The sequence below is a fragment of the Xanthomonas sp. DAR33341 genome (genome assembly GCF_003992815.1).
GTDB classification, from domain to species: domain Bacteria; phylum Pseudomonadota; class Gammaproteobacteria; order Xanthomonadales; family Xanthomonadaceae; genus Xanthomonas; species Xanthomonas cissicola.
Genome location: NZ_QEYV01000045.1, coordinates 1 through 12,813 on the forward strand (window position 1 = coordinate 1; position 12,813 = coordinate 12,813).

At 61.5% G+C, this 12,813-nt stretch carries 11 protein-coding genes; 4 read left to right on the top strand and 7 right to left on the bottom strand.

The window, feature by feature from the left end; translation table 11 throughout:
- The coding region (locus EO156_RS22350) for an RHS repeat protein (RefSeq protein WP_164735866.1) at positions 1–2,109 on the top strand (2,109 nt) is incomplete at its 5' end.
- A gap of 907 nt (positions 2,110–3,016) precedes the next feature.
- Positions 3,017–3,412 carry a SymE family type I addiction module toxin gene (locus tag EO156_RS22360; RefSeq protein ID WP_070077007.1) on the top strand — a complete coding sequence of 132 codons (396 nt, stop codon included), beginning with the start codon at positions 3,017–3,019 and terminating at the stop codon, positions 3,410–3,412.
- A 102-nt stretch (positions 3,413–3,514) separates the two neighbouring features.
- Here the strand turns inward: EO156_RS22360 and EO156_RS22365 are convergent, their stop codons facing one another.
- The 4 genes from EO156_RS22365 to rimK form a co-directional block, all read right to left on the bottom strand.
- A complete protein-coding gene (locus EO156_RS22365; protein ID WP_029828354.1) occupies positions 3,515–4,849 on the bottom strand; it encodes a HAMP domain-containing sensor histidine kinase in 1,335 nt (444 codons plus the stop codon).
- Complete coding sequence (locus EO156_RS22370) at positions 4,842–5,519, bottom strand: response regulator transcription factor (RefSeq protein WP_003490678.1); 678 nt, start codon at positions 5,517–5,519, stop codon at positions 4,842–4,844. The genes EO156_RS22365 and EO156_RS22370 overlap by 8 nt, the downstream gene beginning before the upstream one ends.
- Before the next feature lie 25 nt (positions 5,520–5,544).
- Entirely contained in the window at positions 5,545–6,021 is a 477-nt protein-coding gene (locus EO156_RS22375; RefSeq protein WP_026007153.1) for a hypothetical protein, read from the bottom strand.
- 177 nt (positions 6,022–6,198) lie between these two features.
- Entirely contained in the window at positions 6,199–7,116 is a 918-nt protein-coding gene (gene rimK, locus EO156_RS22380; RefSeq protein ID WP_016850711.1) for a 30S ribosomal protein S6--L-glutamate ligase, read from the bottom strand.
- A 464-nt stretch (positions 7,117–7,580) separates the two neighbouring features.
- Between rimK and glgX the strand changes: the two genes are divergently transcribed.
- A complete protein-coding gene (glgX, locus tag EO156_RS22385; RefSeq protein WP_016850712.1) occupies positions 7,581–9,713 on the top strand; it encodes a glycogen debranching protein GlgX in 2,133 nt (710 codons plus the stop codon).
- A gap of 634 nt (positions 9,714–10,347) precedes the next feature.
- On the opposite strand, the gene EO156_RS22395 is transcribed toward glgX, so the two are convergent.
- From EO156_RS22395 to EO156_RS22405, 3 genes are all read right to left on the bottom strand, one after another.
- Positions 10,348–10,740 carry an H-NS family nucleoid-associated regulatory protein gene (locus EO156_RS22395; protein WP_003490669.1) on the bottom strand — a complete coding sequence of 131 codons (393 nt, stop codon included), beginning with the start codon at positions 10,738–10,740 and terminating at the stop codon, positions 10,348–10,350.
- Between the two features lie 90 nt (positions 10,741–10,830).
- The gene (locus EO156_RS22400) at positions 10,831–11,223 is read right to left on the bottom strand and encodes a hypothetical protein (RefSeq protein ID WP_003490667.1); all 393 of its coding nucleotides are present in this window, start codon (positions 11,221–11,223) and stop codon (positions 10,831–10,833) included.
- A gap of 110 nt (positions 11,224–11,333) precedes the next feature.
- Positions 11,334–11,993, bottom strand: a complete 660-nt coding sequence (locus EO156_RS22405) for a thermonuclease family protein (protein ID WP_003490665.1) — start codon at positions 11,991–11,993, stop codon at positions 11,334–11,336.
- Between the two features lie 470 nt (positions 11,994–12,463).
- Here EO156_RS22405 and EO156_RS22415 point away from each other — a divergent pair, with 470 nt between their 5' ends.
- Positions 12,464–12,712 (top strand): hypothetical protein, encoded by a 249-nt coding sequence (locus EO156_RS22415; protein WP_078538225.1) that lies wholly within the window; start codon positions 12,464–12,466, stop codon positions 12,710–12,712.
- Positions 12,713–12,813 lie beyond the last annotated feature (101 nt).

Genomic DNA, 12,813 nt, shown 5'->3' on the forward strand with positions numbered 1-12,813 from the left:
CTCAATCGCCGCTCGCGCACGCTGCAGGATGTCGCCGGCATCAAGGCCGACACCAAGTTCGAATACGACGCACTCGACAACCTGACCAAGGTCACCGACCCCAAGGGTCTGGACACCACCTACGACTACAACGGTTTCGGCGAGTTGGTGAAGCTCACCAGCCCGGACACCGGCGTCACCAGTTACACCTACGACAGCGCCGGCAACCGCGCCACCCAGACCGACGCGCGCGGCAGCACCACCGCCTACAGCTATGACGCGCTCAATCGCCTGACCAAAGTCACCTACCCCACCACCAGCCTCAACGTCACCTATACCTACGACGTGACGCAGACGGCCTGCACGAGCGGGGAGACTTTCTCCATCGGTCGCCTGACCAAGATGCAGGACGGCGGCGCGATCACCCAGTACTGCTACAACCGCTTCGGCGATCTGGTGCGCAAGGTACAGACCAGCAACGGCAAGGCGCTGGTGCTGCGTTACGACTACACCGTCGGCGGCCAGTTGCGGCGGATGACGTATCCCGACGGGGCTGTGGTCGATTACGTGCGCAATGCACAAGGCCAGACCACGCAAATTGGCGTCACGCCCGCCGGCGGCAGCCGGCAGCTGCTGCTGGGCAATGCCAGCTACTACCCGTTCGGCCCGGCCGCCGGCTGGACCTACGGCAATGGCCGCACCCTCGCCCGCCGCTACGATCTGGACTACCGCCCGCAGGCGATCCAGGACACCCGCCCGGGTGGGCTGGACGTGGGCTTCGGCTTCGACCCGGCCGGCAACCTCACCGCACTGACGCCCGCAGGCAATCCCGCGCCGGATATCGGCCTGGGGTACGACGCCCTGGGCCGCCTGACCGGCCTCACCGATGGTGTCACCGGAACTGTCATTGACGGCTACAGCTACGACGCCACCGGCAACCGCCTCAGCGCCAAGGTCGGCACGGCCACGCAGGCCTACACCTACCCGACCGACAGCCACCGCCTCAGCGCCGTCGCCGGCGTCGCACGTACATACGATGCCACCGGCAACACCACGGCCATCGGCGGCACCGCGCGCCAGTACACCTACGACACCACCGGCCGCATGACCCAGGCCCGCCGCGCCGGCGCGGTGACCATGAACTACCGCTACAACGGTAAAGGCGAGCAGGTGCGCCGCTTCCTCGGCACCACCAACACCTACACGCTCTACGATGAAGCCGGCCACTGGCTGGGCGACTACGACAGCAACGGCGCGCCCAAGCAGCAGGCGATCTGGCTGGATGACCTACCGGTCGGCCTGCTGGCGAATGCCAACAAACTGCACTACATCGAACCCGACCACCTAGGCAGCCCGCGCGTGGTAATCGACCCCACCCGCGATGTAGCGGTGTGGACATGGAGCCTGAAGGGCGAAGCCTTCGGCAACACCGCGCCGAATCAGGATCCGGATGGCGATAGTGCGGCGCTGGTGCTGGATATGCGCTTCCCGGGGCAGCGGTTTGATGCGGCGAGTGGACTAAATCAGAATTACTTCCGGGATTATGAGGCGGCTACCGGGCGGTATGGGCAGAGTGATCCGATTGGACTCGATGGCGGATCGACGACTTACAGCTACACTGGATCTAGCCCATTAATGTGGAAAGACACTAATGGACTCGTCCGCTGGAACGGCAAGGCGATGCCTGCTGCAGTTGGTGTCGGCGCTTTATCTGTGGGTGCTTATGTGTTCGACCTCACATCCCAATGTGTTAATGGCCGGAAAGCACGCGTACTCGTGAGGGCGTGGGGCGCTGGATTTGGTGCAGGATTAAAGTATCTCCCGACCACATCAACAGCTGGAGATGTAACATTGGAAGATCAGCTGCCAGATATCGTTCCAAGCAATCTAGTCGGCCTTTTTTTCATGGAAAATGCCGGCGTTTCCTTAGGATTTGGTGGCGGCTGCAATGCATACCAAATGGGAAGCGAGTGGACACCTGCCGTTTCAAAGAATGGCACCTCTTGCTCACTAGGTGGCAGTGGCGGCGGCCTTGATGCGGGTGTCGGGCTTCAGTGGGGTAAGTCCGAGCTCGTTGGCTTGAAGTGGCTCAAGTGCGATGAATGCAGCCCTGTCGAGACGCCATTCTGAGAGATCGAAGAATGAAAATACGCTATCGACTAGCCTTCTCTTTTATTAGCTCTTGTTTCCTTGCCGTCCTATATCTAATGTTTGGGCCTGTCTACATTGACGACAAGCTTGCGATGGAGATGGCTGGACAATGGGTACTTATATCAACTTTTTCCATCTTCACGGCGTCCTACCTGATTCAATGGATTACTCGAAGAAGAAGTCGCCTTGCCGAATAGTTTTCTTTGGCAATTTAAACACCAGCCACCGAAAGGCCACATCACTGCAAGTAGCCCAAAGGACCTGTACCCGACACATTGGTTACAGTGGGGACACTTAACCAAGCAGACGAACAGAGAAATCAGAACAAAAATTGCTGCTCCGAGAAAGAATTGCCCAGAGGTAGGACTGAAGAACACGCCAAGCAGAATGAATGCACTAAGAATCGTCCAGTAAAGAAATCTCACCCATTTGTACACCTTCATATCTTTATTCACTGGCAAACTTACTCTTAGCGACTAAAAAAGAATTGTAGCCGTTCATTAGGCGAATACCGAGCAACGACGGAGGATTCACCTTCCAACCACTCCTTACGCTCCCGCAGTTGACATCCCAAGCAAGCAGTAGCAATCTCTGCCTCAAGGAGCGTAGAAACTCCATGCATAGCGGTACCCACCTCCGTCAAACCGGTGGGTTTTTTGTGCCTGTTCGCAGGTACAAGCCGACGCGATGCCTGCGTCGGGAGGGCGGCTAATACAACACTCCTTCGGGAGGAATACGCCCGCCGACTATGCACGGTTTCTAACCTCCCGACATCCCGTCGCCGGCCGGCGACGGTGCCTGTTCTTCGAGGAGGCGTTGTCATGACAGATGCATCGGTATTGGCTGGCGCGCGTCGTCGCTCCATGGTGCTGGCGGAGGTGAGGCAATGAGCCGGACGCAGTCTCCAACCACCAAGCGGTCCAAATCGAATGCCACGCGCGCCACTATCGCAAAGCGGGCGACTAAGCCGGTAACTGACGCACAGCCCATGCGGCTGGTGCCGTCGCCCACGTTCGATGTGGACAACCTCAACTTCGACCATCGCCCCAAGCCTCGCGCAGACGATCTGCCGCCGCGCCCACCGCGCAAGGCGCGCACGCCCACCCGCTGCACGGTGGGCTATGCGTTCTACGAGGCCGAACCCGGCCGGCCACACAGCCAGCGGATTCCCAGTGTGCGACTGCGCGGGCTGTGGCTGGAGCAGTTGGGCTTTGCGGTTGGTTGCAAGCTGCAGATCACCGCGCGTGCGGGCGAGTTGGTGGTGACGGTGGTCGAGTGCTGAGCTGGGTTTTGGGTGCGGTTGTTGTCTGGAGGCGCTGCCCTGGGGGCGCAATGGGTAAGGCCGTCGCGCCCGGGTGCGCTCCTACGGGAGTGCAGGTGGTGGTTAGCGATGGAAGGCTAGGGTTGCGATGACGCCGCGCTGCTGGCCTGGGCGCACGCTGACCCGCCAGCCGTACAGATCACAAAGCCGGCTGACGATCGACAAGCCGATGCCGCCGCCTTGCGAGTGGCCGGCGTGGGTGCCGCGGTAGCCGCGTTGGAACAGCTTGGCGGCGTCTTCTTCGCTCAGGCCGGGGCCGGAATCGATCACTTCCACTGCATCGCCCAGCACGCGCACACGCACCTGGCCGTCCTGGGTGTATTTGACGGCGTTGCCGATCAGGTTGCCGAGCGCGACCGACAGGGCGGATTCCGGGGCATCGATGACCAGATCGCGCTCGCCTTCCAGCACGAGCTCGAGGGGTTTTCCGCCGAGCTGGGCGCGGTGCGAGTCGATCAGTTGTTCGGCCACCTTGGCGACATTGCTGCTGCCCTGCCCGCGCTCGTTGCGCGAGAGCAACAGCAACGAGCCGATCAAATCGCTGCATTGCTGCTCGGCGCGCTGGATGCGTTGCAGCCGCTGCAACACCTTTTCGTCCAGGTTGGGCTTGGTCAGCAGCAGCTCGGTGGCGCCGCGGATCACCGCCAGCGGGGTGCGTAGTTCGTGGCTGACGTCGGCGTTGAATTCGCGGTCGCGCTGCACCACTTCGGTCAGACGCGCCGAGTAGTCGTCCAGCGCTTCGGCCAGCTGGCCGACCTCGTCGTCCGGGAAGTGCGCGGCCAGCGGTTTGGGTTGGCTGGTGCCGCCACGATAGGCCCGCAGGCGCGCAGCCAGATCGGAGACCGGGCGCATCACCTTGGACGCGGACCACCAGCCGATCAGCAACGAGAACCCGCTGAACACCAATACCGACAAGACCAGGGTGCGCTTGAGCTGGATTTCGCCCTTCAGCGCCTGGGTCATGTCGTAGGCGAGGAAGAACCACTCGCTCGGCGTTTTGCGCACCGCAAGCTTGTACGAATACGTAGTGCCGCTTTCGTCGACGCCGGTGATGGTGTGGATGCCATCAGGCAGCTGGTACCACTCCGGTTGTTCGCGGCGTAGCGCTTCGAACTTGTCGCTTTTGACCACGCGCCCGCGCATCTGCTGCAACGGCAGATCGGGGTTGCGCATCGGATCGGAATAAAAGCGTTGCGCGAAGGCGTCGATGTTGCGGTTCATCACGTCTTCCACCAGCTGGTTTTCCACGCGCGAGCGCGCCCAGTTGGTGGCGAAGGCGAACAACGTTGTCAGGCAGAAGCCCAGCAACACGAACGACAGGATGATGCGGCTGCGCAGGCGCCGCCGATAGCGGCCGCGCCGGCGCGCCGGCCGCGTCTCGCTCGTGCTTTCAGGCATCGGGCGAGGCGATGCGGTAGCCGATGCCGTGGCGGGTCTGGATCATCGGCACATCGAACGGCTTGTCGACCACGGCGCGCAGGCCGTGGATATGCACGCGCAACGAATCGGAGTCGGGCAGTTCTTCGCCCCACACGCGCGTTTCCAGTTCCTGGCGCGTGACCACCGCCGGCGAGGCTTCCATCAGCGCCTGCAGGATCTTCAGCGCAGTCGGGTTGAGTTGCAGCAGCTTGCCGCGGCGACGCACTTCCAGCGTATCCAGGTTGTATTCCAGATCGCCGGTTTCCAGCACGCGGGTGTGCACGCCCTTGCCGCGACGCGATAGCGCGTTGAGGCGCACTTCCACTTCCTGCAGCGCGAACGGCTTGATCAGATAGTCGTCGGCGCCGGAGTCGAAGCCGGCCAGCTTGTTGTCCAGCGAGTCGCGCGCGGTCAGCATCAACACCGGGGTCTGCTTGCGCGCCTCGTTGCGCAGCTTGCGGCAGACCTCGATGCCATCCATGCCAGGCAGGTTGAGGTCGAGCACGATGGCATCGAACTCGTGCACCACGGCAAGGTGGAGGCCAGTCACCCCGTCGGCGGCGAAGTCCACCGTGTGACCCCGGTCTTCGAGGTAATCGCCAAGATTTGCGGCGATATCGCTGTTGTCTTCAATTACTAGAATTCGCACTGGAACCTCGTTCGTTAAGCTGTCTTTAGCGCTGGCGCCGAGAAATTTCGTCTTGACTCACCGTGGTCTGACGGCGCCGCTGGGCAGCCGTCATGCACTGTTTCGTACTCATCTGCGACCCAGTCGCGCGCTCGCGCCGACAAATCAGCCGGCTATCTTCGCGTGCCTTGGTCAAAATTCGGGTGACGAGCTCCTGATCGTTGCGAACCGCCGCCAATTGCTCTGGCTGCAGTGCCTGGATATCTGGCTGCGCCTGGAACGCTGCCTCGATCCGATCAAGCGCAGCGCCCACCTTAGCGCGCTCATCCTGACTGATCTCGGAGTACTTCTCGCCGTCGGCGAGATCGGCACGGACCTGCGCTGCCTGCGGCTTGAACGGCTTGTCCAGATCGAGCGCGACCGCCAAGGCATGACCACTCATCAGGCCCGCGGCGAACAGCAGTCCCGCAACACTCCACCGTTTTGCCATGCGACGCCTCCTTGTGCCCGACCGATTTAACATTGGCGAATGTAGACGCGAACCCCAACAGCGGCAAGCCGTCCATAAAAAGGCCCAAGTGCGACACCGCACTTGGGCCAAAAGTTCATCCCGATCACCGTCACTGCCGAGAGCGGAGCTACGGTCGGGAGAGGCTAGCGGGGCCGTAATTAGATTTTCGTTAATTTTTCGGTAAAACCGTTAGCCGGCCGATCGGCGGACCGACTGCTCCAGGTGCACGACAATCGCCGCGGCCACATCCACGCCGCACACGCCTTCCACCCCTTCCAGGCCTGGGGTCGAGTTGACCTCCAGCACCAGCGGGCCGCGTCTTGAGCGGATCAGGTCGACCCCAGCCACTGCCAGGCCCAAGGCGCGTGCCGAGCGCACCGCCACCTCCTGCTCCTGTTCGGTTGCCTCGGCCACGGCGGCAGTGCCGCCCAGGTGCAGATTGGACCGAAAATCGCCTTCGGCCGCCTGGCGGCGCATCGCCGCGACGACCTTGTCGCCGACCACGAAGCAGCGCAGGTCGGCGCCTTCGGCCTCACCGATGAACTCCTGCACGATGAAGTTGGCGTATAGCCCGCGCAGCGCTTCGACCACGCCGCGCGAAGCGCTGGCCTTTTCGGTCAGGATCACCCCGGCGCCTTGCGCACCCTCGTTCAACTTCACCACATGCGGCGGCGGGCCGAGCATGGAGAGCAGGTCCTGGGTGTCGTCGGGGTTGTCGCCGAACACGGTGACCGGCATATCGATGCCCTGCGCTGCCAACAACTGATGCGCGCGCAGTTTGTCGCGCGAGCGCAGGATGGCGTCCGACGGGTTGGGCGTGTAGGTGCCCATGAACTCGAGCTGGCGCAGCACTGCGGTGCCATAGCGAGTGACCGAGGCGCCGATGCGCGGGATCACCGCATCGAAGCCGGTGATCGGTTTGCCCTTGTAGTGCAGGCTGAAGCCGTCGGCGGCGATGCGCATGTAGCAGCGCAACGGGTCGAGGATGCGTACGGTGTGACCACGCTTGCGTCCGGCTTCGATCAGCCGCCGGGTCGAATACAGCTTGCTGTTGCGGGAAAGGATGGCGATTTTCATCGCGGCAGGTACGCGGCGCGGCTTGGACATGGGCAGAGTCTGATGACGAAGTGACCCAAGTCCGTACAATGCAGGCCGATTGCGCGTTCGCGGCAGGCCCGCGATGTACGCTGCGATCAGGCCGACTGCGACGGCCCCGAGAATGAAAGAGCGAGGGGACTGCGACAGGTCCGACTAACGCCGTGGCTGCACGGCCTCAACCGGATCGATGCTAGCAGGGCGTTGGCGCGTCGCTCAAGCAACGCATATGCGTGATTGCGCAACGCACTTCGCGCGGACTTCAGCCTGATCGCCGCAAGTGGGTGGGCCTCGCCCCATTGCTCGCGCATGGCCGCAATGCGGCTCGCCCGCGCGTGGTACAGCGGCGCGCCAAGTGAACGATCCCGACGGCGCCCTCACGCCACACCTCTGTTGCCGTAACGCGTTTTGCACAGCCGTGGACGCAATGCTTGAGGCCCCTCAATGCCGGCGTGCCGGCGCATCCGAGACTTTCCATGCGACGTCCAGCAAGCGCGGCCTATGCCAACCCCTCCCGTATCCGTCAGGGGCGCCCGTTCCCACGCGGCGCCGTCTTCGACGGCAAGGGCACCAATTTCGCGCTGTTTTCCGCGCATGCCACGCGTGTCGAGCTGTGCCTGTTCGACGAACAGGGCAACGAAACCCGCGTCGACCTGCCGGAGTACACCAACGAGATCTGGCACGGGTATCTTCCCGATGCCAAGCCGGGCCAGCGCTATGGCTACCGTGTCCACGGCCCCTATGCGCCGACCGAAGGTCATCGCTTCAATCACAACAAGCTGCTGCTGGACCCGTATGCGCGCGAGCTGGACGGCGATCTGATCTGGTCCGATGAGCTCTACGGCTACACCGTGGGCCACCCCGACGGCGACCTGAGCTTCGACGAGCGCGATAGCGCGCCCTTCATGCCCAAGTGCGTGGTGGTCGAAGACACCTACGACTGGGGAGACGACACCCGCCTGCTCAAGCCGTGGAATGAAACGGTCATCTACGAAACCCATGTGCGCGGCTACACGATGCGCAATCCACAGGTACCCGAAGCGGTGCGCGGCACTTTCGCCGGCCTGGCCCAGCCGCAGGTACTCCAATACATCAAGGACCTGGGTATTACCGCGGTGGAGCTATTGCCGGTACACGCGTACCTGGACGACCAGCATCTGCTCGACAAGGGGCTACGTAATTACTGGGGCTACAACACCATCGGCTTTTTCGCGCTGAAGTCGCGCTATCTGTCCAGCGGACATCGCGATGAGTTTCGCGACATGGTCAAGGCCATGCACAAACAGGGTCTGGAAGTGATTCTGGACGTGGTCTACAACCACACCGCCGAAGGCAGCGAGCTGGGGCCGACCTTGTCGTTCAAGGGCATCGACAACGCCAGCTATTACCGCCTGGCTGATGACAAGCGCTACTACATCAACGATACCGGTACCGGAAATACGCTGAATCTGAGCAATTCGCGGGTGATCCAGTTCGTCAACGATTCGCTGCGCTACTGGGCCGGCGAAATGCATGTGGATGGCTTTCGCTTCGATCTGGCCACCATTCTTGGCCGCGAGCCGAGTGGCTTCGATCAACGTGGCGGCTTCCTGGATGCCTGCAACCAGGACCCGCTGCTGTCGGAAGTCAAGCTGATTGCCGAGCCGTGGGACTGCGGCCCAGGTGGTTATCAGGTAGGCCACTTCCCGCCGGGTTGGTCGGAGTGGAACGACAAGTTCCGCGACAATGCGCGCGAATTCTGGAAAGGCGAAGACGGCAAGCTGGCGGAATTCGCGACCCGCTTCACCGGTTCGGCCGATCTATTCGATCGCCGCGGCCGGCGCCCGTGGGCGTCGGTGAACTTCATCACCGCCCACGATGGCTTCACCTTGCGCGATCTGGTCAGCTACAACGAAAAGCACAATATCGATAACGGCGAGGACAACCGCGACGGTTCGTCGAACGATGGCTCCTGCAACTACGGCGAAGAAGGCGACACCGATAACGCCGAGGTGCTGCAGATCCGCGAGCGGCAGATGAAGAACCTGCTTGCCACGCTGCTGCTATCGCAAGGCACGCCGATGATGCTCAGCGGCGACGAGCGTGCGCAGACCCAGGGGGGCAACAACAATACTTATTGCCAGGACAACGAAATCACCTGGCTGGACTGGGAAAACGATCCGACCGACGGCCGCCTGACCGAGTTCGTGAAGACACTGACCCGTCTGCGCAAGCGCTACCCGATCCTGTCGCGGGGCCGCTTTCTCAACGGCCAGTACAACGAAGAAGCCGGCCTGCGCGATCTCACCTGGCTCAATCCAGGCGGCATCGAAATGGACGATGCGCACTGGACCGACCCCGCCGCGCGCTCGGTGGGCCTGTTGCTGGAAGGCAAGGCGCAGACCTCGGGGGTCAAGGAACTGGCCAACGACGACACCTTGCTCATCGTCATCAACGCCTATCACGAGGGCGTGACCTTTACCCTGCCCTCCTCCGATGAGCCGGTGCACTGGAAGCTGGTGCTCTCCACCGACGAAGCGCTGCAAGTGGACATGATGCCGGCCGGTGCCAGCGAATTCCTGGCCCCGCCGCGTAGCGTGTCGGTCTTCGAGTGCAAGAGCGACCAGTAAAGCTGTCCCAGCAACGCGCACTCAGGAGCGACGCTTGCTGTCTACCGGTATCGGGTAGGCAGCAAGCGTTTTTTGTTTCGGTCGATGGAATGACGGATTGGTTCTGCGTGCGCTACGCGGCTTGCGCGTGGCCAGGGTGATGGTGCGGATGGCAATGCCTGAGCGAATCTGTGCGACCTCTTACGTTAGGCCACGTCATTGCTTGCTACCGGGATGTGGAGCTGAAATTCGTACGCAGCCCTCGCCCTCTCCATGATTTTGCGAGAAACACGGCGAATACTTTCTTCGTAATTCCTGGCGCGTGGCCTTGCTTGAAAAACCTGCATCGACTGCGATGTTTGAAAACATGCGGCTTGCGGTCCTCAGCCGTGCAGCTGCAGTACACGCTCAAAAGCCAGACATCAGCAAGTCTGCGGCCAACCACACTTAAAGCGTGCAAACATCCAAGCCATTTATCGACGATAGATTCATTGAAAATCCAACCGAAATCCCCAGACCACGGAAAATCAGCCAGGCGTCTTGCAATACGACAAACGCAAAGCAAGGCGCTGGTGCGCAAACCACTCACCAAAACATCGAAGGCCAAAGCAACGCCTTGCCCATTGCGGGCCTTCGATATGCCTTGTGGGGCGACTCAACCCGGATACAGCGGAAAGCGCTTATCCGGATGATTGGCTTTCCACTCTTTATAAGAGCTGGTGCCTTCCCAGGCCTTGAAGGCGCGCGGCGTACGACCACGGCCGGACCAGGTTTCGCCGGAATGCGGAATCCAGTACTTGGCGACCACTTCGCCGGTGGAAGACAGCGGCCCCTTGGTCTTGCCGGTCATCGCCAGCGAGGCGATCTGGGATTTTTGCTTGGCATTGAAACGGCTGCCGAACTGGGTAAGCACCTCGATCACCTGGTCGAAGGCTTCCAGCGTCTGGGCGTATTTCAGCTGCGCTTCTTCCTGCTCAAGCTTGCGCAGCTCTTCCAGCAGTTGAGCCCGGGCGGCGGCGGTGGGTGAAGCGGGCGAATCCTGGCGCATTGGCAAAACATAAGGTATGGACGGGTCGACGAGTATTGCCGCTGGGCCGCCCAGCGTAAAGCGCCCGGGCCCGTGCGGGTCTGCTGGCGCTCAGCGATGGCGAAGCAGTGCGTGCTCGCGGGCCATGGTCAGGACCGGGCCGATTCGCCCGGCGCGGATCAGTTCGCTGCAGTGCTTGCCGACAAACTCCACCCGCGGGGTGCGAAACCACTGCACCACCCGATCCAATTCGCCGGCATTGATCGACCACGCGTGATAGACCGTCTCGCCCAGTTCCTCCACCCCAATCAGCCCGAGTTCGCGGATCTGTTCGGGATCGAGCGCGAACATGTCCAAGACCTTGCCCGCATTGTCCGGCGTGACATGGCCGAAGCTCACTTGCTTTGCGAGCCCGGCGCCGTAGGCAATCGACGCCGCCCACGCAGACTCGGCACGGCGCATCCCCTTGATCAGCGCGCCGACGAGTTGGGAATGGGTGGTCATGCCTGCACTATGCGGCGGCAGTAGAGCCGGCTCAATCGGGATCTCCCTGACTCTACGCAAGAAAATTCAGAAGCTGGGATGCCGGCGGGCCTCGGTACCCCGCAGCACCATCACCGTTGCGCCGGTCTCCACCCGGCGGTAGCCGCTTCATTCACCGAACAAAAGAAACGCTCGCCCTTCGCCGGCGAGATGCGCGTCTTCGCGTAATCGCGCTGGCCCGGCAGATGGAAGATCTTCTTGCCATCGCTGGAGATATTGCCCTTGATCGTGCAATTGCTTGGCACCGATGCTGCAGCCTGGCGTGTGGTTGCTGTCCGCGCCTTCCTGTCGCGGCGGTAGTCTGCCGGCATCTGAAACGCGCCCTGCCAAAGATTGCGCCGCTGCTGCTGCGCGATGCGCTCGTCTGCTTCGAACGCGGTGGCGTATTGACGATAGGCGACCGCCCAGCCAGAGCGCACCATCCATGCATTGACGGACTGCCCCTGCACGAAGCATTCGGCGACCGTGCGGCCATAACGATCGGTATCTTTTGGCTGGCAGCGCACGGTCTTGTCTAGCAGATAGCCATCCAATGCCGCTGCAGCGCGGCGGCCGCACGGCCAGGCGTTGCCATCGTGTGCGCTGCACTGTTGTGCGCTCTCCGGCGCATCGATGCCCCACAGGCGGATGCGCTGATGGGCAACGGTGATGGTGTCACCATCGGTCACCGTCGCACGACCGACCAGCTCTGCAGCACTTACAGGTAAAACCAAAACCACCAGCAACAACATCCAGCGTTTCAACAACCTCAACAGCCACTTCCTTTCTAAATCAGCAGACCGCGCTCCGCGTGTCTTGCCTTGTTGCCACTACAGCCGGTCGGCCTGGTCAAGCGTTCCATCGAACCTGACATCTGCGCCAGCAACCACTGCCAGCGTAGCGGCGGGCACTGTATGCCAATCCATCCGCGATGCCTATTCTTTTTCTTCGTTCTTTGTGCGGGCTTCAGATGTCCATGCGCAAAAAAGAGGCAAGCGGCGCGTTGGTACGCAAGACAGCGACCACGCAAATAAATAACAGCCTGACGAAATCTGATCCGATGCAGCTCGGCGCTACGCGCAATCACGGAGCGGTCATTCAAATTCGACGCGACAAACTGAACCCAGAGTACCGGTCAAATTTCAATGTAATCCGAGCATAAACCGCAAGTCACCCCTAAGATTTTTCTTTGCGACCATCTGCTCTCACAACGGAGAGCCTTATGAAATGTGATCTTTTTGACGAGCGCATGCTGTTGATCGGTGGCGCGGTGCCGGTTCTATCTACTCAACGCGGCATCTTGCTGGCAGGAATCGAACAGCTTGGAATCACGGCGGACTGGTCGCCGGGCACAAGGGCGACAACCACGTATGGACATGAAACAGACGAGGTTGCCGTCTGGTCTTTGATAGTTCGCCCAATGGAATCTGCAGATCGACTGCAGGCGTGGCTTGATGCTCAGCCAGGCTAAGCGGCGCTAGGAGACCAAGAATTGCGGAGCGCGCCGGTAATTGCGGAGCGGCCCGAATCGTTGGAAGCCTTACGGCACGTGGAGCGGGCGATGGGAACAGA

Excerpts from the sequence above, each read along its gene's own strand:
- EO156_RS22360 (WP_070077007.1), top strand. The coding sequence starts at position 3,017 with ATGAGCCGGACGCAGTCTCCAACCACCAAGCGGTCCAAATCGAATGCC.
- EO156_RS22365 (WP_029828354.1), bottom strand. The coding sequence starts at position 4,849 with ATGCCTGAAAGCACGAGCGAGACGCGGCCGGCGCGCCGGCGCGGCCGC.
- EO156_RS22375 (WP_026007153.1), bottom strand. The coding sequence starts at position 6,021 with ATGTTAAATCGGTCGGGCACAAGGAGGCGTCGCATGGCAAAACGGTGG.
- rimK (WP_016850711.1), bottom strand. The coding sequence starts at position 7,116 with ATGTCCAAGCCGCGCCGCGTACCTGCCGCGATGAAAATCGCCATCCTT.
- glgX (WP_016850712.1), top strand. The coding sequence starts at position 7,581 with ATGCGACGTCCAGCAAGCGCGGCCTATGCCAACCCCTCCCGTATCCGT.
- EO156_RS22395 (WP_003490669.1), bottom strand. The coding sequence starts at position 10,740 with ATGCGCCAGGATTCGCCCGCTTCACCCACCGCCGCCGCCCGGGCTCAA.
- EO156_RS22400 (WP_003490667.1), bottom strand. The coding sequence starts at position 11,223 with ATGACCACCCATTCCCAACTCGTCGGCGCGCTGATCAAGGGGATGCGC.
- EO156_RS22405 (WP_003490665.1), bottom strand. The coding sequence starts at position 11,993 with ATGTTGTTGCTGGTGGTTTTGGTTTTACCTGTAAGTGCTGCAGAGCTG.
- EO156_RS22415 (WP_078538225.1), top strand. The coding sequence starts at position 12,464 with ATGAAATGTGATCTTTTTGACGAGCGCATGCTGTTGATCGGTGGCGCG.